The sequence below is a fragment of the Neisseria sp. genome (assembly GCF_030527965.1).
Taxonomy (GTDB): domain Bacteria; phylum Pseudomonadota; class Gammaproteobacteria; order Burkholderiales; family Neisseriaceae; genus Neisseria.
On the sequence record NZ_JAUMZU010000001.1, the window covers coordinates 47,414 to 68,616 of the forward strand.

General features: G+C 49.2%; 17 protein-coding genes. 8 read left to right on the plus strand and 9 right to left on the minus strand.

Annotated features, from left to right (window positions below; genetic code table 11):
- Window positions 1-270 precede the first annotated feature (270 nt).
- The 3 genes from Q4A84_RS00220 to Q4A84_RS00230 form a co-directional block, all read right to left on the minus strand.
- Window positions 271-1,092, minus strand: coding sequence for a M48 family metallopeptidase (locus Q4A84_RS00220; RefSeq protein ID WP_303086915.1), 822 nt, complete (start codon window positions 1,090-1,092; stop codon window positions 271-273).
- The gene (locus tag Q4A84_RS00225; protein WP_303086916.1) at window positions 1,089-1,946 is read right to left on the minus strand and encodes a M48 family metallopeptidase; all 858 of its coding nucleotides are present in this window, start codon (window positions 1,944-1,946) and stop codon (window positions 1,089-1,091) included. Before Q4A84_RS00225 ends, Q4A84_RS00220 begins: the two co-directional genes overlap by 4 nt.
- 184 nt (window positions 1,947-2,130) lie before the next feature.
- Entirely contained in the window at window positions 2,131-2,919 is a 789-nt protein-coding gene (locus Q4A84_RS00230; protein WP_303086917.1) for an SIMPL domain-containing protein, read from the minus strand.
- 76 nt (window positions 2,920-2,995) lie between these two features.
- Here Q4A84_RS00230 and Q4A84_RS00235 point away from each other — a divergent pair, with 76 nt between their 5' ends.
- Complete coding sequence (locus Q4A84_RS00235) at window positions 2,996-4,189, plus strand: amino acid aminotransferase (RefSeq protein ID WP_303086918.1); 1,194 nt, start codon at window positions 2,996-2,998, stop codon at window positions 4,187-4,189.
- Window positions 4,190-4,266: 77 nt separating this feature from the next.
- Here Q4A84_RS00235 and Q4A84_RS00240 read toward each other — a convergent pair whose 3' ends face one another.
- The 3 genes from Q4A84_RS00240 to mnmC all read right to left on the minus strand — a co-directional run bounded on the left by Q4A84_RS00240 (window position 4,267) and on the right by mnmC (window position 7,864).
- The gene (locus Q4A84_RS00240) at window positions 4,267-4,497 is read right to left on the minus strand and encodes a hypothetical protein (protein ID WP_303086919.1); all 231 of its coding nucleotides are present in this window, start codon (window positions 4,495-4,497) and stop codon (window positions 4,267-4,269) included.
- Window positions 4,498-4,591: 94 nt separating this feature from the next.
- Window positions 4,592-6,046 carry a phosphatidylserine/phosphatidylglycerophosphate/cardiolipin synthase family protein gene (locus Q4A84_RS00245; protein WP_303086920.1) on the minus strand — a complete coding sequence of 485 codons (1,455 nt, stop codon included), beginning with the start codon at window positions 6,044-6,046 and terminating at the stop codon, window positions 4,592-4,594.
- A gap of 111 nt (window positions 6,047-6,157) precedes the next feature.
- Window positions 6,158-7,864, minus strand: a complete 1,707-nt coding sequence (mnmC, locus tag Q4A84_RS00250; protein WP_303086921.1) for an FAD-dependent 5-carboxymethylaminomethyl-2-thiouridine(34) oxidoreductase MnmC — start codon at window positions 7,862-7,864, stop codon at window positions 6,158-6,160.
- A gap of 145 nt (window positions 7,865-8,009) precedes the next feature.
- On the opposite strand from mnmC, the gene Q4A84_RS00255 reads away from it, so the two are divergent.
- Complete coding sequence (locus Q4A84_RS00255; protein ID WP_303086922.1) at window positions 8,010-9,533, plus strand: acetyl-CoA hydrolase/transferase family protein; 1,524 nt, start codon at window positions 8,010-8,012, stop codon at window positions 9,531-9,533.
- Window positions 9,534-9,698: 165 nt separating this feature from the next.
- Here Q4A84_RS00255 and Q4A84_RS00260 read toward each other — a convergent pair whose 3' ends face one another.
- Window positions 9,699-10,358, minus strand: coding sequence for an HAD family phosphatase (locus Q4A84_RS00260; protein WP_303086923.1), 660 nt, complete (start codon window positions 10,356-10,358; stop codon window positions 9,699-9,701).
- A 212-nt stretch (window positions 10,359-10,570) separates the two neighbouring features.
- Here Q4A84_RS00260 and Q4A84_RS00265 point away from each other — a divergent pair, with 212 nt between their 5' ends.
- A complete protein-coding gene (locus tag Q4A84_RS00265) occupies window positions 10,571-10,879 on the plus strand; it encodes a hypothetical protein (RefSeq protein ID WP_303086924.1) in 309 nt (102 codons plus the stop codon).
- 100 nt (window positions 10,880-10,979) lie between these two features.
- On the opposite strand, the gene mfd is transcribed toward Q4A84_RS00265, so the two are convergent.
- Window positions 10,980-14,387 carry a transcription-repair coupling factor gene (gene mfd, locus Q4A84_RS00270; protein WP_303086925.1) on the minus strand — a complete coding sequence of 1,136 codons (3,408 nt, stop codon included), beginning with the start codon at window positions 14,385-14,387 and terminating at the stop codon, window positions 10,980-10,982.
- 240 nt (window positions 14,388-14,627) lie between these two features.
- Here mfd and gmk point away from each other — a divergent pair, with 240 nt between their 5' ends.
- The 4 genes from gmk to Q4A84_RS00290 all read left to right on the plus strand — a co-directional run bounded on the left by gmk (window position 14,628) and on the right by Q4A84_RS00290 (window position 18,352).
- Window positions 14,628-15,245, plus strand: coding sequence for a guanylate kinase (gmk, locus tag Q4A84_RS00275; RefSeq protein WP_303086926.1), 618 nt, complete (start codon window positions 14,628-14,630; stop codon window positions 15,243-15,245).
- 61 nt (window positions 15,246-15,306) lie between these two features.
- Window positions 15,307-15,513, plus strand: coding sequence for a DNA-directed RNA polymerase subunit omega (rpoZ, locus tag Q4A84_RS00280; RefSeq protein ID WP_303086927.1), 207 nt, complete (start codon window positions 15,307-15,309; stop codon window positions 15,511-15,513).
- A 16-nt stretch (window positions 15,514-15,529) separates the two neighbouring features.
- Entirely contained in the window at window positions 15,530-17,686 is a 2,157-nt protein-coding gene (locus tag Q4A84_RS00285; protein WP_303086928.1) for a bifunctional (p)ppGpp synthetase/guanosine-3',5'-bis(diphosphate) 3'-pyrophosphohydrolase, read from the plus strand.
- Window positions 17,687-17,791: 105 nt separating this feature from the next.
- Complete coding sequence (locus Q4A84_RS00290; protein ID WP_303087064.1) at window positions 17,792-18,352, plus strand: adenine phosphoribosyltransferase; 561 nt, start codon at window positions 17,792-17,794, stop codon at window positions 18,350-18,352.
- 148 nt (window positions 18,353-18,500) lie between these two features.
- Here the strand turns inward: Q4A84_RS00290 and Q4A84_RS00295 are convergent, their stop codons facing one another.
- Window positions 18,501-19,445: a D-alanyl-D-alanine carboxypeptidase family protein gene (locus Q4A84_RS00295; protein WP_303086929.1), complete on the minus strand. Its 945-nt coding sequence runs from the start codon at window positions 19,443-19,445 to the stop codon at window positions 18,501-18,503.
- Window positions 19,446-19,780: 335 nt separating this feature from the next.
- Here Q4A84_RS00295 and clpX point away from each other — a divergent pair, with 335 nt between their 5' ends.
- The gene (gene clpX, locus Q4A84_RS00300) at window positions 19,781-21,058 is read left to right on the plus strand and encodes an ATP-dependent Clp protease ATP-binding subunit ClpX (RefSeq protein ID WP_303086930.1); all 1,278 of its coding nucleotides are present in this window, start codon (window positions 19,781-19,783) and stop codon (window positions 21,056-21,058) included.
- The last annotated feature ends 145 nt before the right edge of the window (window positions 21,059-21,203 follow it).

Below are 21,203 nucleotides of genomic sequence, written 5' to 3' on the forward strand. Positions count from 1 at the left end.
CTGAAACCGCATGTAGTCATGCGGGCTTGATGGCTATCATAAACTAAATTGTATGAAACAGGAAGGGCTTCGGCGGTCTTGAAAAAACGAGGAAATCATAATGATTGTTAGTGGTTTGCGGCTTTTAGGATTGTAGGTGTGCTTGCTTATTGTCGGTGTTTATAGTCGCTATAGTTTAGAGGGAGCAATGCCTGTCTGAAAAAAGTTGCAGCGATTGTTACAGAAATGAAAACAACCGCTTAAATTAAGCGGTTGTGAAGTTTGGCCGGGTTAGCGTTTTCTTTTGCTTTTCTCGTAAATCGGCATGACTTCGGGGAGCAGCCTGCGAAGATTGCTCATGCGCGTATCGTTGGAGGGGTGGGTAGACAGCAGGGAACCTGCGCCACCATTACTGCCTTCGACGCGGTTCATTTTTTCCCAAACGGTCAGCGCGGATTGCGGGTTGTAACCGGCTTGGGCCATGAGGCGTAAGCCGCCTGCATCGGCTTCGTTTTCCTGTGTGCGGGAGAAGGGTTTGCTGATGCCGATGTCGCTGACCAAGCTGGTGCCTAGGCTGACAACGTCGCTGTTCACGCCGGTGGAGGATTGTAATAGTGAGCCGCCGATATTGGCCGCCAAGCCTGTCAGGACTTGTTGCCCGACGGCTTTTTTGCTGTGTTCGAGCAGGGCATGGGTCATTTCGTGGCCGATAACGGCGGCAATCTCGTCGTCGGTCAGGTTCAGCCGATCGACAATACCGGTGTAAACGGCCATTTTGCCGCCCGGCATGGCCCATGCGTTGATGTCGTTGGATTTGATAACGGTCATCTGCCATACGAAAGGCACGCCGGTGTGGTTGGCTTGGTTGGCGTAGGGCTTCAGCCGGTTGAATACGGCATGTACGCGGCGCGAGGTATTCGAGGTGTTGTCAATCAGCTTTTTGCTTTGGGCGGCGGAAACGACTTGGGTGTATTCTTTTGCTGCGGCAGCATTCAAGGTCGCGCTGTCGTAACCGACGGCATCGGCAACACCGGTACAGCCTGTTACGCTCATGCCGAGAGACATGTTAAGGCCGAGTGAAAGGAGCAAAGCAGAGGGAGATAGCTTCTTCATATATCTGGATTCCTGTTTACCAAGGCATATTGATGCTTGTCTGAAATATCGGATGCCGAAGATTCAGAGCATGATTGGGGTTGGTAGGCTTTTAAAGCTTCGGGCAGCATTTTTTGCAGATTTTCCATTCGCCGTTTATTGGTTGGGTGGCTTGAGACGATGGCGGTTTTCAGATTGTCGTTGCTTTCAATCTTTTCCAGTTTCTGCCATAAGCTGACGGCGCCCTGCGGGTTGTAACCGGCTTGTGCCATCAGTTTCATCCCGCCTTCATCTGCCTGATTTTCCTGGCTGCGGGAATATGTCATTTTGACACCGTAATGCGTCAATACATCGGCACCGAGATTGGCGAAGCCGCCGCTTACGCCGGTTGTGGCTTGCAAGGCGATGCCGGTGGCTTGGCCTGCGATACGGGTTAAAACTTGCTGACCGGCTTTTTTCTTACCGTGTTCTTTTAAAGCGTGGGTCATTTCGTGACCGATAACGGCGGCAATTTCGTCATCGGTTAACTTAGGCAGATCGACCATGCCGGTATAAAACGCCATTTTGCCGCCGGGCATCGCCCATGCGTTTAGTTCTTTTGATTTGATAACGGTCATTTGCCAGTCGAAAGGCGTGCCGGTTTGGTTGGCACGTTCTGCATAAGGTTTCATACACTCGAAAATGTGCTGAATGCGATGAGCCGTTTCGGATTCTGTGTCGACCAGATATCGCCCGTCGGCAATCCGCATCATTTGCCGATATTGTTTGGCTGAAGCTTGATTCAATGCTGCGGTATTGTAACCGGCCATTTCCGCTACTGCGGTGCAGCCGCCGAGGATGAGCAGAATGGCCGACTGTAGGACGGTTTTTTTCATAAATACGGGTGGGTTTCAAGTTCTGAATACAGCAGCATTAAGCTGCTATCGGTGTTTTGTATTATGCAAACGAGGCATACCTGATGAGGGTAAATAGTTCAGGTGCATAACGCCGATTAAATCAAAACTAGCATAGGTTTGGTATTTTTCCTATATTTTTTTGATAAGAGGTTATTTGGGCGGATTACATTTGAATCGAGCCGCTTACGGTCTGCACCACTTCTTCCGTTCCGGAATTGTCACCACTCATTTGCGGCGCTGCTTCGCTTACAGAGGCATTTAGCGCGCGCGCTTTTAAGTTTAAATTGGGCGTGTGGAAAGTGTCGAATTGGCTGTCAATTTTGATATTAACGATTTTATAGCCTTTAAACCCCATGGTCTCACTGATGAATTTGGCGCGGGCTTGGAAATTTTTCAAGGCTTCTCGGCTGAGCTCGTTGATGGTTTTGCTGCGTTTTTCCGGTGATACGGAAAAGCCCATATTCTGTACGGAGGCTTCGTTTTGGCTGGCAGCGATTAGTTTGTTTAATGCTTGAAAGTTTTTGCTTTGTACGTTGACGTAAGCGCTGTCGTGCCAGCCGATAATTTTCCCTTTTTCGTTGTAATGGGGGCGTGTGTTGCGGTTGGTTGACGAGCTTTTAAATTCGCGGTTGGCCGCAATACGGGCGGTTAGGGCATTGAGGCGCGTGGTGGTTTGGTTACTGACTTGTTGACGGTCGCGGCCTTCCTCTTCAATGGCGAAAGTAACGTTCATCACGTCGTTTTCGATGGTGGTTCGGGCGCTTTCGGAGAAAGAAACCACATTATAATTTAAAGGTTCTGCCAGTACGGGGGCTGTAAAGAGGGCTAACGTAAATAAGATGGTTTTGCGCATATCGTCTCCAATATTGATCGGGTTGATTCGGATATTCTGTTGAAAGGCATCATGCCTGTCGGAAAAAATAATGGGTAATTTGATGTAAGGTCTTGTCAAGAAAGCTGCTTCGCAGTATAACAGAATAGATATGGCAATTAATCAATTTTCATTGTAACAGCTTAAGGTAGTGATCATGTTTTTTAATAAAATCGAAGCAGCACCCGCCGATCCGATTCTGGGTTTGGGCGAGGCGTTTAAAGCCGAAACACGGGCAGGCAGAGTAAACTTGGGTATCGGCGTTTATAAAGATGCTCAGGGCAATACGCCGATTGTCAAAGCGGTAAAAGAGGCGGAGAAACGCTTGCTGGAAACCGAAAATACCAAAAATTATCTGACGATTGACGGTGTGGCCGATTATAACGCGCAAACACAAGTATTATTATTCGGCGCTGATAGTGAAATCATTGCTTCCAAACGGGCGAAAACCGCACAGAGCTTGGGTGGTACGGGTGCTTTGCGCGTGGCGGCCGAATTTATCAAGCGTCAAACCGGCGCTCAAAACATTTGGATTTCTGCTCCTACCTGGCCAAATCACAATGCTATTTTCAAAGCCGTCGGCATGAATATCCGTGATTATCGCTATTATGATAAGGCTACTCACAGTTTGGATTGGGACGGACTGATTGCAGACTTGAGCCAAGCGGGCGAGGGCGATGTGGTGCTGTTGCACGGTTGCTGCCACAATCCGACCGGTATTGATCCTACCGCCGAGCAATGGGAAACCTTGGCCAAAATGTCGGCGGAAAAAGGCTGGTTGCCGCTATTTGATTTTGCTTATCAGGGTTTTGCCAACGGCTTGGAAGAAGATGCTTACGGTTTGCGCGCCTTTGCCAAGTTAAACAAAGAATTGTTGGTTGCCAGCTCGTATTCGAAGAATTTCGGTATGTATAACGAACGCGTAGGTGCGTTTACTTTGGTGGCTGCCGATGCGGAAACGGCCAATCGCGCGTTCAGCCAGGTAAAAGCGATTATCCGCACGCTTTATTCCAATCCTGCCTCGCACGGCGGTGCTACGGTGGCCTTGGTGTTGAAAGACTCGGCTTTGAAAGCACAATGGATTGCCGAATTGGATGAGATGCGTGCCCGCATTAAAGAAATGCGCCAGCAGTTTGTGGATTTGCTGAAAGAATACGGTGCCAAACAAGATTTCGGCTTTATCGTGAAGCAAAACGGTATGTTTTCATTTTCAGGTTTGACGCCCGAGCAGGTTGATCGTTTGAAAGACGAATTTGCCATTTATGCCGTGCGCAGCGGTCGTATCAACGTAGCAGGCATTACGGCCGATAACATCCGTTATTTGTGCGAGAGCATTGTGAAAGTGTTGTAAATCAAATTTTCATATTTAGAAAAGCCTGTCTGAAAATGTTCAGACAGGCTTTTTTCTTGATTTGATGAGGTAGGGTATTAGTTGCTGGAAGAATCCGATTTTTGCTGAGTTTGAGAAGTTTGAAACAAAGGCGCTTTGTTTTTCTCATACTCTTTCTGCTTCTCGCTATTTTTGAATTTCACTTCAAACATTTCGGAGCGGCTGAATGTTTTGCTGATTTTTTCTTCCATTCCCGGTGTGCTCTGTACCCAATATAGAGCGGCGATGGGAAGACCTACAAGTAGTAAAACCGTTTTGCTGATTTGCATGTTGTATTCTCTATTAGTGATTATTGTGTGATTATTTTAAACAGAGAGATTTACCCGGTTAGGACTTTTTCGATAAGCGAGCCGTATTGAGGATTCAACGGTTTCTGCTTTTAAAATGCCTGATTTGTTTGGCGGCGTTGAAGCAGGTGCCCAGCCCGCCGAATATCAGTAAAAACAGCAGCGGCCACACTAAAATTTGTGGAAAAAACCATAATAAAGCGGCGATGAATAGAAAAACTGTGCCGATGGCCAGATAAGCCCACGCTTCGCTTTGATCGACCAATCGGGTTTGTGCGATGTTGTTATCAAACACATAACTTAACTGCATGACTTGGCGCATCATGCCTTTCATCTGGCCGCGGTGTAGCATTTTTGCATTTCGATAAATTGGGCTGCGTTCGGCGTTGGGTTTGACGCGTGCTTTGGGATCGAGCACCACTTCGGTGGCGCTTTCCAAATCTTGCAAGAAAATGCGTTCGAGCTGGTATACCGTTGCCGGGTCTTCGATGGAAACGTCGAGTTCCCGATTGGCATACCAGCTTGAGAGATTGAGATTGGTACTGCCTACGCGCGCCCATTGGCCGTCAATCAATGCGCTTTTGGCGTGAATCATAGTGCCGTTCCATTCGAATACGCGTACGCCGGCTTCCAGAAGCTGCCGGTATTGGGTGCGTGAAACGGTGCCTATCCATTTGATATCGGAAGTGCGGGGAACCAGAATCCGTACGTCGACCCCGGCGTTGGCGGCATTGACCAGTGCTTGAACATACATGCGGGTCGGCATGAAATAGGCGTCGGTAATCCAGATATTTTGCTGCGCAAGGCTGATAACGCTTAAATCAAGCCGGATGGTATTGGTATTGGCCGGTGTGGTGGCCAATATGCGTGCGCAGGAACTGCCGGCGGGCTGGCTTTCGCCGTGTTCGTAATTGCGCAGGTTTGCCGGCATTTTCCCGCCTTGGGAAACCAGTGTGTCTTCAAATGCGGCCAGAATGTCTTCTACAACCGGCCCTTGCAGCTGCAAACCTGTGTCGCGCCAAACCGAGATGCCGCGGGCAGGGTTGCCTTGCCAAGCCGAGGAAATACATAAACCGCTGACGAAGGCGGTGTGTTCGTCGATAACGATGGATTTTCTATGGTTGCGCGACAAGATGCTCAAACCGCCGAACCAGCCGGGCGGGTTATAGCTTCTCACTTCGGCGCCCGCTTCGATAAGCGGCTTGAAAAAGCCGCGCAGGTGGGCGTTGATGGAACCGAGCCAATCGTATACCAGCGCAACGGCAACGCCTTCGGCTAGTTTTTCGAGCAATATTTGGCGGATGGTTTTGCCGAATTCATCCGGTGCGAAAATATACATTTCAATGCAGATGCTTTCTCGGGCGGAGCGTAAGGCGGCTTCCCATGCGGGGAAATTTTCGGTGCTGTCGAGCAACACGGTGATTTCGTTGCTGCAACTGGGGCGTGCACCGGAAGCGCGGCGTATCATTTGCTCTATTAGCGAATTCGGGTTGGCAAGGTTGTCGGGAGCAGAAGAAGATTGGGTGTTCATGGGGCGTTGGAGGGTGGGGTTGCCGGTTTTGCGGGTGGTTAATCGGATGCCTGTCTGAAAACTTTTCAGACAGGCTTTTGTTTGACAGAGGTTGGTTGGAAAAGTTTTGGTTCAGGGTGATTCTGTTTTGGTGGGCGTTGAGTATAAGGTGCCGCGGGCAATGGCGCGAATGATGAAGCGGTTGGGGTGCAGTGCTTGGCGGATGCGTCGGGATAGTGGGTTAGGTAGCCCTAGAATTTCGGCGGCCAAACTGTCGGCGCAAATCGGTGCGCTGGAGAGGCCGCGGCTGCCGTGGGCGGTGTTGATATAAACGCCGGGCAGATAAGGGCAGGCGGCGGTTAAAGGATATTTGCGGTCGAGTGCGAGCCGGGCGTACAACGGCTGCATGGCGGCGGCATCGCCCAAGGCGCCGACAACCGGTAAATGGTCGCTGGTGTCGCAGCGCAAGGCGGCATGGCCGCGGAGGTTATGCCTGTCTGAAAGCAGGCTGCGGGCGAGTTCGGGATGCAGGCGGCCCAACGCTTGCCGGTTGGCTTGCTCTTCTGTTTCGCGCCAGTCGCTGGCGGAATCGTGTTGGATAAAAGTGGCGCCGTAGCAATGAATGCCTTGCCATGCGGGCGCGAGATAGCTGTCGCCGGAGAGGGCGATGCGCAGATTTTCAGACAGGCTGGTGGCGGGTGCCAGCGAGGTTTGGCCGCGTACCAACCGGAAAGGCAGGATGTTTAGCGGCGGCAGGGCGGCGCTGTCGGCTCCGGTGCAATAGATGATGCAATCGGCTTCGATTATATCGTTGGGTGTGGTTAATTGCCAGTGGCTGCCGGTGTGTTGTGCGGTTTGCAACGGGGAGAAGTTATGCAGCGTGATGTTGGGATGCTTGAACAGGGCGGCGACCAAAGCGGGCGGATGCAGCCATACGCCTTGTGGCCAGAATAAGCCTTCTTCGTTTAAATCGATGCCGGCGGCAGCAGATGCTTCTGCGGCTGAAACACTGTGATAAAGATGGTTATGATGGGTTTGGCGGCTGAGCAAAGTGTTGCGCTGCTGTTCTGCCGGCTCATGATTGAGGTGCAATACGCCGGCGCCGCCCCAGCTGGTTTGCTTGGGCAGCAGGCGTTCCAGCAAACGGCGGGTGTGGCCGTATCCGCAGAGGAGTAATTCGGTTTGCTCGGTATCGTGCGGCGATATGCGGGTGTAGAGCAAGCCTTGCCGGTTGCCGGAGGCAGCTTCTGCGGGTCGGGCGCTTTCTAAAACACAGACTTGCACACCGCGCTCGGCTAAAGCGCGTGCGGTTGCTGCGCCGGCAATGCCTGCGCCGATAATCGCAGCGCGTTGCGGCTTGGGTCGGCAGGGTGGTATGAACCACGGCTTTTGGGCGACCGCTTCGGTTTGGGGCAAGGCCGTGGTTTGCCAGATTGGCGCTTGCGGAAAATATTCGTGCAGACGGTGCGCTGCTTCGGGCGGCATCAACCAGAGTTCGGTATCGGGCAGAATGTCGCGCAAAACGTTGGCGCCGGCAAACTGCAGGCAGCCAAACGCGTTTTGCAGGCGGTGCCGCAATGTTTTTTCTGCCTGAGTGGCATTTTCAGACAGGCTTAGTGCAGGAATGGTTTTATTCGGCAGACAAATGGCGATGAGACCGTATTGCTTCGCCGTATCAAGTAGCGTTTGTAACGGCGGAAAATGGTTGAAGGCGGCAATCATGGTATTCAGACAGGCATTATCAAGCAGCATATTATCGTTATCCGAGTGAGAAATATAAAGGAAAATCGGCAATGCCTGTCTGAAAATCTCGGGTGACGCGCAAAAAGCAGTTTCCATACCGCTGCTTTTTATTATATATTCCAGCTCAGCGGCTACGGCCGACTACACGAATTCCACATTGCCCGGATAAACCTTTTCCATCCGCGCTTTTTTCTGACACCAAAATAAGGTTGATGCCTTTGCCAACACAAGGAGAACAATTATGACAAACCAAGCAGCGGAACGCGTACAACACGAAGGATTGCGCAGTAAAATCATGTCGCCCGAGCAGGCTGCCGGGTTCATTAAAAACGGAATGAACGTCGGTATCAGCGGTTTTACCGGTGCCGGTTATCCGAAAGCCGTGCCGGCCGGGCTGGCCAAACAAATGGAAGAGGCGCACGGGCGCGGCGAGCCGTTTACCATCGGCATGCTGACCGGCGCATCCACCGCCGCCGATTGCGACGGCGTATTGGCCGCGGCGAAAGGCATCCATTTCCGTACGCCTTTTCAGTCTGACCCCACTTTGCGTAACGGCATTAATGCAGGCGAAATCAACTATGTCGATATGCATCTCTCGCACGTTGAGCAACAACAGCGTTTCGGTTTTTACGGCAAAATGGACGTTGCCGTTATCGAAATCACCGGCATTCTGCCCGACGGCCGCATCATCCCTTCTATGGGCGTAGGCACCAATAACGAATGGCTCAAAGCCGCCGACAAAATCATTCTGGAAGTCAACAGCCGCCAGCATATTCTGCTGGAAGGCATGCACGACATCTATTACGATATCGGCGTTCCCCCGCATCGCAAACCGATTCCGCTGGAAGCACCGAATGATCGCATCGGTAGCCCTTATTTTCAAATCGATTTGAATAAAGTCGTTGCCGTTGTCGCAACCGACTTGCCCGACCGCAACAGCAAGTTTGCCGATCCCGATGCAAATTCCAAACGCATCGCTGAACAAATCATCGATTTCTTTTCGCACGAAGTCAAAGCGGGTCGTCTGCCTGCCAATCTGTTGCCCTTGCAATCCGGTGTGGGCAACGTTGCCAATGCAGTGTTAGCCGGCTTGCAAGACAGCCCGTTTGAAAATTTGACCGGCTATACCGAAGTGCTGCAAGATGGTATGCTCGATTTGATTTTGAGCGGCAAAATGCAATCCGCTTCAGCTACAGCATTGTCGTTCAGCCCCGAAGCGCTGGAGCGTTTCAACAATAATATCGAAAAACTGCGCAGCAAAATCATCTTGCGCCCGCAGGAAATTACCAACCATCCCGAATTGATTCGTCGCTTGGGCGTTATCGGCATGAATGCGATGATAGAAGCCGATATTTACGGCAACGTCAATTCCACCCACATCATGGGCACCAAAATGATGAACGGTATCGGCGGTTCGGGCGATTTTACCCGTAATGCGTTCTGGTCGTTTTTCGTTAGCCCTTCAGTAGCGAAAGACGGTGCGATTTCTTGTATTATGCCTATGGTATCGCACCACGACCATACCGAGCATGACGTGATGTTTATCGTTACCGAGCAAGGCATGGCCGATTTACGCGGCAAGTCGCCCCGCCAGCGTGCCAAACTGATTATCGAAAATTGCGCGCACCCTGATTATCGGGATATGTTGCGCGATTATTTCGACCGTGCCGAAAAAGCAGGCGGGCTGCATACCCCGCATTTGTTAAACGAAGCCTTGTCTTGGCACCAACGCTTTGTCGAAACCGGCGATATGCGCGTCAAGTAAATTAACGGCTTGAAATTAAACCTCTGCTGGCCATAAACAAGCGGAGGTTTTTCATTTTATTGCTTGAACTAAGAAAACTTACGTTGGTTTATGTATAGATCAAGCAGCCGCAACCATGTTTAATGCCTGTCTGAAAATTTCAGACAGGCATTTTCGGCTGTGGGCTTAAATTGCTTCGCGTCCGGCTTGAATCAGATGTGGTAGCTTGTGCATATCGTTAAAAACCCGTGTCGCACCGGCATCCAGCAGTTTGCTTGGTGGCGTTAACGCGCAATAACCGAATACCGTCATTCCAGCGGCTACCGCGGCGCGCACGCCGGTAGGGCTGTCTTCCACCACCGCACAAGATTCAGGCGGCACGCCTATAGTTTTGGCGGCCAGCAGAAACACATCCGGCGCTGGTTTGGGCGCGGCGACTTGGGTCACGCTGAACATACGCCCTTCAAAACGCGGCAACAGGCCTGTTTTGCCTAATGTCGTACGCATTTTTGCAAAATCCCCGCTTGATGCCACGCAATAAGGTAGGCCGATTACATCGAGCGCCGCCTCAATGCCTACCACCGGCAGCACTTCCTCTGCCAGCGCCGCATTTGTTCGTTGGCGGAAATTTGCTTCAAATGCTTCCGGCGGCGCTTTTCCGAGCAGCTTTTCGATTTTAGCCATGCTTTGCGCCATCGATAAACCGATGAAATGGTTAAACATGGTTGCTAAATCCAAATCCAAGCCGCATTCGCGTAGCATGTCGGCAAGCACTTGGTGGGCGATGCGTTCGCTATCAACCAAAACGCCGTCGCAGTCGAAAATAACAAGTTGGAAAGGGTGCATAGCTTATCCTTAGTAATTTCAATGAAAAGCCCAAAATGGCCGGCCGTATAACTGCTTAATATTGCCTTTTATGACGGTATTCTAACCTAAATCACGTTTTCTCACGATTAACTCAGTCTGATTCTTAGTTTTTGTTTCAAGATGATGATTAATAGGAAAAAATGTCGGCTGGTGTGCGTAACATACAATTGACTTAACAAAGGGTAACGGCAATGGTAGAGATTTTAGTTTTACTCGCTTTCGGGAGAATGCAAGAGCATTTTTATCAGGAAAATTCACATGCGTGGCATTGGGCACTGGCTTATGCCGCATGTGGTTTTTTATGGTCGTTAGTGAATAGTGGGGAATTTTTTGCGAATTTGATTTCTTCGGCTATTGCGGGGCTTTATGCATGGGTTTACTTTGTTTTGCTGCGCAGAGTGGCGGATAACTTGATGATATGGCTATTAGTTTGGATTATCGGTGCTTTGCTTCCTATTTTTATCGTCTTCCAATTAATATCGGCAATAAAGGTTGTTTGATAGGGCGTTGCTGCCGATTTAGTTACATCGCTTAGCTTAAAGGGTGGGGAAAACCCACCCTTTAACATGCCGAATATATTATGCAACGTCGTCTCTAAAATTATCCTGTTAATTTTTTCAATACGGCTTTTACGGTCTGAATCCGTGTTTCCACTTCTTCCATCACTGCGCTGACCCGCAGCTTGTCAGCACCAGCCATACGGTAGTTTTTATTACTTTGCATCAGCATAATAATGTCGGCCGGGTCGATATTGTGGTGTTTGCCGAAGGTCAGCGTCAACGCTTCCGAGGTGGCGTCCACCGCATCTATGCCCAGCTCTTTGGCCAACAGGCGGATGCGGTGGCTTTCTATCAAGGTTTTGGCAGGTTGCTCCGGTAAGCCGAAGCGGTCGACCAATTCTTCGTGCACCGCATTAATCTGCGCTTCGGTTTCACAAGTGGCGAGGCGTTTGTAAAGTACCAAGCGTTCGTGAATGTCGGGGCAATAGCTTTCAGGCAGCAAAGCAGGGCTGTGCAGTTTGATTTCGGTAGTAACGCCTAAAGGCGCATCCAAATCAGGCTGACGACCTTTTTTCAAATCGCGCACGGCTTGTTTGAGCATTTCGGTGTAAAGCGTGAAACCGACTTGTATCATTTCGCCGCTTTGTCCTTCACCGAGTATTTCGCCGGCGCCGCGTATTTCCAAATCCTGCATTGCCAACGTGAAACCTGCTCCAAGTTCATCGGCCGCCGCAATCGCATCAAGGCGTTTTTCGGCATCTTTGGTGATGTATTCGGGTGTGAGTAGGTAGGCATAGGCTTGGTGGTGGCTGCGTCCGACGCGTCCGCGTAGTTGGTGCAGCTGCGCCAAGCCGAATTTATCGGCGCGGTTGATGATAATGGTGTTGGCGTTCGGAATGTCGATGCCGGTTTCGATGATGGTGGAACACAGCAATACGTTGAATTTCTGTTGTAGGAAATCACGCATCACTTGCTCCAGCTCTCGTTCGCGCAATTGACCGTGCGCCACGCCGATGCGGGCTTCCGGCAACAAGGCTTCCAGCCGTTCGCGCGTGTTTTCGATGGTTTCTACTTCGTTGTGCAGGAAGAATACTTGGCCGCCGCGTTTTAATTCGCGCAGCACAGCTTCACGCACACTGCCTTCGCTGTATGGTTTGACGAAGGTTTTAACCGCTAGGCGACGGCTGGGTGCGGTAGTAATCAGCGAAAAATCGCGTAAACCTTCCAATGCCATGCTGAGCGTGCGCGGAATCGGGGTGGCGGTTAGGGTGAGAATGTCGACGTTGGCACGCAGGCGTTTGAGCTGTTCTTTTTGACGTACGCCGAAGCGGTGTTCTTCATCAATGATGACCAAGCCCAAATTTTTAAATTTGATGTCGTCTTGCACCAATTTGTGCGTGCCGATTACGATATCCACTGTGCCGTCAGCCATACCGGCCAGCGTGGCTTTGGTTTCTTTGCTGCTGTTGAAGCGCGAAAGTTGGGCGGTTTTAACCGGAAAATCGGCGAAGCGGTCGGCAAAATTTTGCGCATGCTGTTCTACCAGCAGAGTGGTGGGGGCAAGCACGGCAACCTGTTTGCCGCTCATGGCGGCAACGAATGCGGCGCGCAAAGCCACTTCGGTTTTGCCGAATCCGACATCACCGCACACCAATCTATCCATCGGTTTGGCTTGAATGAGATCTTGAATCACGGCGGCAATGGCGGCGGCTTGGTCTTCGGTTTCCTCGTAGCCGAAACCATCGGCAAAGGCTTGATAATCCAGCTCGTTGAAGCTGAACTTAAAGCCTTCTTGGGCGGCACGCTGGGCGTAGAGATTGAGCAGCTCGGCAGCCGTATCGCGTGCTTTTTCGGCGGCTTTGTGTTTGGCTTTGTTCCAAGCCGCGCTGCCGAGCTTGTGTAACTGCACGTTTTCATGTGCTTGCCCTGAATAACGGCTGATTAAATGCAGCTGCGAGACAGGTACATAGAGCTGGGCTTCGCCTGAATATTCCAAAAGCATCATCTCATTGACGCCTTCGCCTAAATCCATGCTGACCAAGCCCATATAGCGGCCGATGCCGTGTTCTTCATGCACCACGGGATCGCCGATGTTGATTTCTGCCAAGTCGCGCAGGAGGCCGTCTGAAACCTGAGAGTGTTTCTTGCGCCGTACATTGCGGCTTTTGGCAACGTATTGGTATAGCTCGGATTCGGTAATGACGGCAACAGGCTTTTCAGACAGGCATTGTACGGGTAGCCGAAAGCCGTAAGCCAGTGGCGTAACGGTAATCGCCAAGGGCGTATCGTTTGCCAAAAATACCTGCCAGCCGTCCACGCTTTTCGGTTTTAAGCCGTGCTGAGCGAAAAAACCGAGCATGGTTTCACGGCGGCCGGCGCTTTCAGCGCACAGCAGAATATTGCCGTTGAAGCCTGTCTGAAAACTTTGTAATGCGGCCAGCGGCGTTTCGGATTGGCGGTTGACGGCAACGTCGGGCAAGGTGTGGCTGCTGCCGTTTAAATCAGGCAGAATTTTTGGATAGGGTTTCAGTCCAGCGGCAAATTGGTCTTCATTGAGATACAAATGCTGTGGATGCAAAGGCGGGTAAGTTTCGTCGCCTTGTGCCATTTTGAAGCGGGTTTTGATGTCGGTATAAAAACGGCGTGCCTCGGCGTGGATGTCGCCAACGCAGACCATCAATGCTTCGTTGCCGATATAGTCGAATAATGTTGCCAATTCGTTTTCAAAAAACAACGGCAGATAATATTCAACTCCGGCGCCGAAATGACCGTTGCTGACGGCCTTGTATACGGCGGCAGGTGTGTGGTCGGCATCGATTTCTTCGCGGAAGCGGGTACGAAAGATTTTTTGCGCTTCATCGTCGGTGGGAAATTCGTGCGCCGGCAACAGGCGGATTTCGGATACGGGGGAAAGCGTGCGTTGGCTATCGGGATCGAATGTTTTAATGCTGTCTATTTCGTCGCCGAACAAATCCAAACGATAAGGCCATTCGCTGCCCATCGGGAAAATATCCAGAATACCGCCGCGCACAGCGAATTCGCCCGCTCTGATAACGTTGGATACATGGTCGTAACCGGCTTCAACCAGATTCTCCCGCAGCGCATCGATGTTTAAAGTTTGACCGGTTTTCAGCCAGAAAGTCCGCCCGAGCAGAAAAGAGACAGGAGTAAGGCGCTGCATGGCCGTGGCCACCGGTACGAATACGGCATCGGCCAGCCCTTGCTTGATTTGCCATAAGGCGGCAAGGCGTTCCGATACCAAATCCTGATGCGGAGAAAACCGCTCGTAGGGCAGCGTTTCCCAGTCGGGCAGGAATACGGCAGTATCTTGCGGTCGGAAAAATTGCCATGCGGTTTGCAGCCTCAGCGCCTGTTCGACATCTTGAGTAAGGATGACTTTTAAAGGTTGCTCCGGTAGGTTCTGGGTTAGTGCCCAAGGCAGGCTGCCGGGGCTCAGGTCTTCCCAACGGGATTTTTGCGAAGGAGCGGGAATAGGGTAGGAATTCATAATGTTCAATAACGTTTAGCTGCCGGAAAAAATTTCAGGCAGCTTGAGGAGTTTGGCGTAACTGATATTTTAACAGTAAACCGATTATTTGCTGCGTTGATATTTGAATAATAAAAAGCCTGTCTGAAACGTTCAGACAGGCTTTTTTGAAAAACGTTGCTTCGGAGGTTGGCTTTTATTGTCCGAATTCAAATGCCTGCGGTATAATTAAAAATTCACGCAAATTGTTCGGCAACCATTATGAATACCCAGAAAAAAGGTAATATTTTCATCATATCGGCCGCTTCCGGTACAGGGAAAACCACTTTGGTTTCCCGTTTGCTCCAACACAATCACGATATTCAAGTTTCCGTTTCCCATACCACGCGCCAACCTCGCGAAGGCGAAATTAATGGAAAACATTACCATTTTGTTGATACGGCGCAGTTTGAGCAATTGATTGGCGAAGCCGCGTTTCTGGAATATGCAAACGTATTCGGTAATTATTACGGCACCACTATCCAAGGTGTCAAAACTTTGCAGGAACAAGGCTATGACGTGATTTTAGAGATAGACGTGCAAGGCGCGGAGCAAGTTCGTCGGGCACTTCCCGACGCAGTGAGCATTTTTATTCTGCCGCCTTCTCTTCAGGTTTTGGCCGAACGTTTGCGGGGGCGGGCAACCGACAGCGCCGAAGTCGTGCAAAAACGGCTGAATGAAGCACGCAACGAAATTGAACAATCGCTTTTGTTTGACTATCTGGTTGTTAACGATAAGTTGGAAGAGGCGGAAGCAAATTTATTGCACATTATTAGATCTCATAGATTAAAACAATCGAATCAAAAGCAGTTTATTGAAAACCTATTGGAAAATTCTTGAAATTTAGCGAAAATACCAAGAAATACTATTTTAAACTTTAAATTAAGAAAGAATAAATAAAATGGCACGTATCACCGTAGAAGATTGCATCGGCAAAATCCCCAATCATTTCGACTTAACTTTGACCGCAGCTCTTCGCGCCCGTCAATTGGAAAACGGCACTATTCCGTTGGTTGACGATGTTCGACACAATAAAGCAACCGTAACGGCTTTGCGCGAAATCGCCGCAGGCCAGATTACCGTTGATATTCTGAAGCGTAACAAATAACAGGCCTTTGATCGCTATGCCCGCGCCACTACCTTCCGCTGACTACGATCCGTTAACCGTACAAGCGCGCAGCCTGCTTTTTCGTACCACAACCTATCTTAATCCAGATGAATTGATTCAGCTGGAAAAAGCCTGCGCCTATGCTTTTCATGCGCATGACGGACAAACCCGAAAAAGCGGCGAACCTTATATTACCCATCCGATTGCCGTAGCAACCGAATTGGCAAAATGGCATATGGATATCCAAACCCTGAGCGCGGGTTTGATGCATGATGTGTTAGAGGATACGGGTACCACTAAAGCTGAATTGGCCTCTGAATTCGGTGACACCATCGCCGATATGGTAGATGGCCTGTCTAAATTAGAAAAACTGGAATACGGCAGTGCGGCAGAGCATCAAGCGGAAAGTTTCCGCAAGCTGATTCTGGCTATGACCAAAGATGTGCGCGTGATTATCGTTAAGCTCTCGGATCGCTTGCACAATATGCGCACTTTAGGTTCCATGCGCTTGGAAAAACGCCGCCGTATCGCCAGTGAGACATTGGAAATCTACGCTCCGATTGCCAACCGTATTGGCTTGAATAACGCTTACCGCGAACTACAAGATTTATCTTTCCAGAATATTTATCCTAACCGTTATGAAGCGTTGCGCAAAGCAATGAGCACGTTTCGTCGTGAGCATCATGATGTAGTTGGCAAAGTGTTGGTTGCTTTCAGCCAATGTTTGGTCGGTGCGAGCATTGAAGCGCAAATTAAAGGTCGAGAAAAAAACCTGTACAGCATTTATCAAAAAATGCGCAATAAGAATATCCATTTCGATGAAGTCATGGATATTTATGGCTTCCGCGTGATTGTAAATAATATTCCCGCTTGTTATGCGGCATTGGGCGCACTGCACCAATTGTACAAACCCAAGCCGGGTAAAATCAAAGATTATATCGCCATCCCTAAAAGCAACGGCTACCAAAGCCTGCACACCACTTTAACAGGGCCGTACGGCTTGCCTATTGAAGTACAAATCAGAACGCGCGGCATGGAAGCGGTGGCTGAGGGCGGAGTGGCCAGTCATTGGGCATATAAGTCAGGTGATGACAAGCTGGATCAGGCAACGCTCAATACCAATAATTGGTTACAAAATATTTTGGATATACAGGCTCGTAGCGCCAGTGCGACTGAATTTTTAGAGCATGTTAAAGTCGATTTGTTTCCCAATGAAGTATATATCTTTACGCCTAAGGGTAAGATTTTTGTGTTGCCTAAAGGCGCTACGCCAATTGATTTCGCATACGCCGTCCATACTGATGTCGGGCATAGATGTATTGCCGCGCGTATCAATAAAATCGCCATGCCGTTGCGTACTCAATTGAAAACCGGCGATACGGTGGAAATCATCACTTCTGAACAAGCTCGCCCGAGTGCGGCGTGGCTCAATTTTGCCGTGTCCAGCCGTGCCAGAAGCGCCATCCGGAATTATATTAAGAATATGAACCGTCAAGATGCCATTGTTTTGGGTGAAAACCTGCTGCAAAAGGCATTATCCAGTTTGCTGCCGCAAAACATACTCTTGTCGGAAGAATTGAAAGAAGCTTATTTGGTTGATTTGAACAATCAGCAAACCACGTTTGAAGATGTGCTGTATAACGTAGGTATGGGGCATACATTGCCGGCATCTGTGGCCATGCATATCGCGGAATTGGCAGGCAAACATTTGGGCGATGAAGTTAAACTCAGCCCGATTAAAATCAACGGCAATGAAACAGGCCGCGTGCATTTGGGACAATGTTGCAATCCGATTCCGGGCGATGCCATTCGCGCCGTCATTATCAAAGACCAAGGTATGATTATCCACCGCGATAATTGCCCCAATATTTTGAAAGCTGCACCGGATCAGCAGCTTGATGCCGATTGGGATGCGATTCAGAATCGAACTTACCGTACCAATATTCTGGTGGCCTCAGAAGATACGCATGGATTGCTTGCCGCAATGGCGCAAGCTTTGTCGGGCGAAGGGGCGGATATTGAAGCTGTGGAGACACCATCGCAGAGTCAGGCGGGTAGCGAAGGGTTTATTGAATTTAAATTTTGTATCAAAACCAAAGATTTGGCGCAGCTTAACCGTATTACGCACGCTTTGCACCACATTCCGCAAGTGCGCAGGGTAACGCGGGTTTAATCGGCTGATCCGCTAACGTTTTAAAACGGCAGCCGAATGAGAAGGCTGCCTGAATTTTGTTACAACGCTTTTCAGCGTCATTTATTTGAGAAAAGACAGCTTATGATGTTAACGCATACCGATGCAATGGGTGTTCGCGAGTTAGCAGAGAAAATCCGTAAAATTCCGAATTGGCCGGAACCCGGGATTTTATTTCATGATATAACGCCGGTTTTGCAAAGCCCGCAGTATTTCCGTTTGCTGGTTGATTTGCTGGTCTATCGCTATATGGGGCAGAGAATTGATATTGTGGCAGGGCTGGATGCGCGCGGTTTCATTATCGGCGCAGCGCTGGCTTATCAGTTGAATGTCGGATTCGTGCCTATCCGTAAAAAAGGTAAATTGCCTTATGAAACGGTTTCACAAAGCTATTCTCTTGAATATGGCGAGGCAACGGTCGAGATTCATACGGATGCGATGCAGCCGGGTTCTAGGGTGCTGTTGGTAGATGATTTGGTTGCCACCGGCGGTACGATGTCGGCGGGCGTGGCATTGATTCGTAAATTGGGTGCGGAAGTGGTTGAAGCAACGGCTATTTTGGAATTTACCGATTTGCCCGGCGGGGCGAAAATCCGAGAGGCGGGAGTCTCCTTATTTACACTATGCCAGAATGAAGGATGTATGTAAGCTATTATGCGATAAACGTTGGCTGAATCATATGATGCAATGATCAAGAAATCGCAAGAATATTAGGTCTGCCTGGTTGTTAACCGGTTGTATATGTTATAAAAAATGCCTGTCTGAATTGTTTCAGACAGGCATTTTTATATGCCGATTAAGACGGACGTTGTTGGTGCATCCAGGATTCGATGCGGTGGGCATCGTTGACGCGGGTAGCCGAGGTGGGCGAATTGAGCAAAATGATGGTAACAGGTTGGTTCTGAACATTGGCTTTGACCACCATCGAACGGCCTGATTCACGGATGTATCCGGTTTTTTGTAATTCGATATTCCATGAGCCTTCGCGTACCAAGGCATTGGAATTTTTATAATTTTGTCTGCCGGAGCCTGTATAAACCGAACCGTAGGTAGAGGTGCTCAACTGGCGGATTTTAGGGTAGCGACTGGCCGCCGCAACCATTTTGCTCAAATCGCTGGCTGTGGAGACGTTGCGATAATCCAAGCCGGTCGGTTCGTAGAAGCGGCTATGAGTCATTCCTAATGATTGGGCTTTTTTGTTCATTTCGGCAACAAAGGCATTGATGCCGCCGGGGTAGCTGCGTCCAAGCGCATGGGTGGCGCGATTTTCGCTCGACATCAGGCTCAAGTGGAGCAGCTGGCCGCGGGTAAGGGTTGTGCCTACGGGAAGACGGCTGCTGGTACCTTTTTTGTGATCGATTTCATCCTCGGTAATGGTAATTTCGTCATTCATGCTTTGCCCGCCATCCAATACAACCATGGCAGACATCAGTTTGGAAATGGAAGCAATCGGCATCACGCGGTTAACATTTTTCTGAAACAGGATTTCTCCGGTTTTGTTATTCATGATTAAGGCGGACTGGGAAGCGAGCAACGGGCCTGCTGCTGCGGCTTGCATTTCGATTTGCTGGGCAGGATTTTCAGCAATGAAGTTGCCGATAGGGTCTTTTTCGGTGGGATAGTTTTGTTCGAGGAATTGGCCGAGTACGTCAAGGTCGTCTGCAGAGGCAGGGAAAGAAACAGCCAAACCAAGGCTTAGGCATAATGTCAGAATGTTTTTACGGGTATGTTTCATCAGCATAAGAAATTCCGCTTTGTTGATGTTCAAAATTAAGTTTGAATAATGAATTATAATAGTAGGAAATTTTAATTCTATAAATAATAGAATTGGTTACCGATGAAATGTGAAAATTTAAGTCGGTAACCGAACTCTATTTATTTTGAGCAGATTATGTCATTTTGTAAAGTACAGCTTGTGTAAATTAAGCTTTTTTTGACAAGATGTTGCGGCATATACGCTATGCCTGTCTAAAAAAAACGGAAAGGCAGTTTGAAAAAAAGGTGGATAATTATTATACTTAATATTTTATCAGGCGCTTTTGTGCCTGTTTTTTAGAATGAAGACTGGGGCCCATCATGACCACCGAGAGTGAAAACAGAACCTGTTCTTTTTGCGGAAAAGCCGAGCATGAGGTAAAAAATTTGATTGAAGGCGAGCATGCGTTTATTTGTAACGAATGTGTGGAAGCTTGTGGTGTGATGCTGGGAGAGGGGTCTGCGTCTGAACAAAGCAGCGGAGGAATGGAAAAGGGCAATGCTACTTTGTCGGGCAAACTTCCGACTCCGGCGGAGATTGTTGGCAATCTGAACGACCATGTTATCGGGCAGGAGCAGGCCAAAAAGGCGCTGGCGGTGGCCGTGTATAACCATTATAAGCGTTTGAACCATCCTAAAGAGGGCGGCAGTGTCGAATTGTCGAAAAGCAATATCTTGTTAATCGGCCCGACCGGTTCGGGTAAAACCCTATTGGCGCAATCGCTGGCACGGAAATTGGATGTGCCGTTTGTGATGGCGGATGCAACCACGCTGACTGAGGCGGGTTATGTGGGCGAAGACGTTGAGCAGATTATTACCAAACTCTTGGGTAAATGTGATTTTGATGTAGAAAAAGCGCAGCGCGGCATTGTTTATATTGACGAAATTGATAAGATTTCTCGTAAAAGCGACAACCCTTCCATTACCCGCGATGTATCGGGCGAAGGTGTTCAACAGGCTTTATTAAAATTAATTGAAGGTACCGTTGCAAGCGTGCCGCCACAAGGCGGGCGCAAACATCCGAATCAGGAGTTTATTCAGGTAGACACAACTAATATCCTGTTTATTTGCGGTGGCGCTTTTGCGGGTTTGGAGAAAGTGATTCGTCAGCGCACGGAAAAAGGCGGTATCGGCTTCGGAGCCGCGGTACATAGTAAAGATGATGATTCGAAAGTAACCGAACTGTTTCAAACGGTTGAACCGGAAGATTTGATTAAGTTCGGCCTGATTCCGGAATTGATTGGTCGTTTGCCGGTCATTGCAGCTTTGGCTGAATTGGATGAAGACGCGTTGATTAATATTCTAACCGAGCCGAAAAATGCCTTAGTGAAGCAATATCAAGCTTTATTTGCAATGGAAGGTGTTGAGCTGGAAATTGAACAGGCGGCCTTGCGAAGCATTGCCAAGCTGGCTTTAGAGCGGAAAACCGGTGCGCGTGGTTTGCGTTCGATTGTAGAGAAGACATTGTTGAATACTATGTATCTTTTACCAGATTTGAAAGATGTGCAGCGCGTATTAATTACGGCAGACGTTGTTGAAAAAGGAGGTCAGCCAAAGCTTTTTCTGGATAGTGGCAAAGAATATTTAATTGAAGCTTAGACTAACTTATTTTGTTCTGCACTCATAATTGAGCCTTTCTTAAGAATTTTGCCAAATAGGCTTTGTTGCCTTGTCGGTAGTTAGGTAAGTAGTTGTAGGTAGTAGTGGTTGTAGGTAAAATATCAACTAATATAAAATTTAGGAT

What these genes read in the sequence shown, in the direction of transcription:
- Q4A84_RS00220 (WP_303086915.1), bottom strand. Translation starts at nt 1,092, where the DNA reads ATGAAGAAGCTATCTCCCTCTGCTTTGCTCCTTTCACTCGGCCTTAAC.
- Q4A84_RS00225 (WP_303086916.1), bottom strand. Translation starts at nt 1,946, where the DNA reads ATGAAAAAAACCGTCCTACAGTCGGCCATTCTGCTCATCCTCGGCGGC.
- Q4A84_RS00235 (WP_303086918.1), top strand. Translation starts at nt 2,996, where the DNA reads ATGTTTTTTAATAAAATCGAAGCAGCACCCGCCGATCCGATTCTGGGT.
- Q4A84_RS00240 (WP_303086919.1), bottom strand. Translation starts at nt 4,497, where the DNA reads ATGCAAATCAGCAAAACGGTTTTACTACTTGTAGGTCTTCCCATCGCC.
- Q4A84_RS00245 (WP_303086920.1), bottom strand. Translation starts at nt 6,046, where the DNA reads ATGAACACCCAATCTTCTTCTGCTCCCGACAACCTTGCCAACCCGAAT.
- mnmC (WP_303086921.1), bottom strand. Translation starts at nt 7,864, where the DNA reads ATGGAAACTGCTTTTTGCGCGTCACCCGAGATTTTCAGACAGGCATTG.
- Q4A84_RS00255 (WP_303086922.1), top strand. Translation starts at nt 8,010, where the DNA reads ATGACAAACCAAGCAGCGGAACGCGTACAACACGAAGGATTGCGCAGT.
- Q4A84_RS00260 (WP_303086923.1), bottom strand. Translation starts at nt 10,358, where the DNA reads ATGCACCCTTTCCAACTTGTTATTTTCGACTGCGACGGCGTTTTGGTT.
- Q4A84_RS00265 (WP_303086924.1), top strand. Translation starts at nt 10,571, where the DNA reads ATGGTAGAGATTTTAGTTTTACTCGCTTTCGGGAGAATGCAAGAGCAT.
- mfd (WP_303086925.1), bottom strand. Translation starts at nt 14,387, where the DNA reads ATGAATTCCTACCCTATTCCCGCTCCTTCGCAAAAATCCCGTTGGGAA.
- gmk (WP_303086926.1), top strand. Translation starts at nt 14,628, where the DNA reads ATGAATACCCAGAAAAAAGGTAATATTTTCATCATATCGGCCGCTTCC.
- rpoZ (WP_303086927.1), top strand. Translation starts at nt 15,307, where the DNA reads ATGGCACGTATCACCGTAGAAGATTGCATCGGCAAAATCCCCAATCAT.
- Q4A84_RS00285 (WP_303086928.1), top strand. Translation starts at nt 15,530, where the DNA reads ATGCCCGCGCCACTACCTTCCGCTGACTACGATCCGTTAACCGTACAA.
- Q4A84_RS00290 (WP_303087064.1), top strand. Translation starts at nt 17,792, where the DNA reads ATGTTAACGCATACCGATGCAATGGGTGTTCGCGAGTTAGCAGAGAAA.
- Q4A84_RS00295 (WP_303086929.1), bottom strand. Translation starts at nt 19,445, where the DNA reads ATGCTGATGAAACATACCCGTAAAAACATTCTGACATTATGCCTAAGC.
- clpX (WP_303086930.1), top strand. Translation starts at nt 19,781, where the DNA reads ATGACCACCGAGAGTGAAAACAGAACCTGTTCTTTTTGCGGAAAAGCC.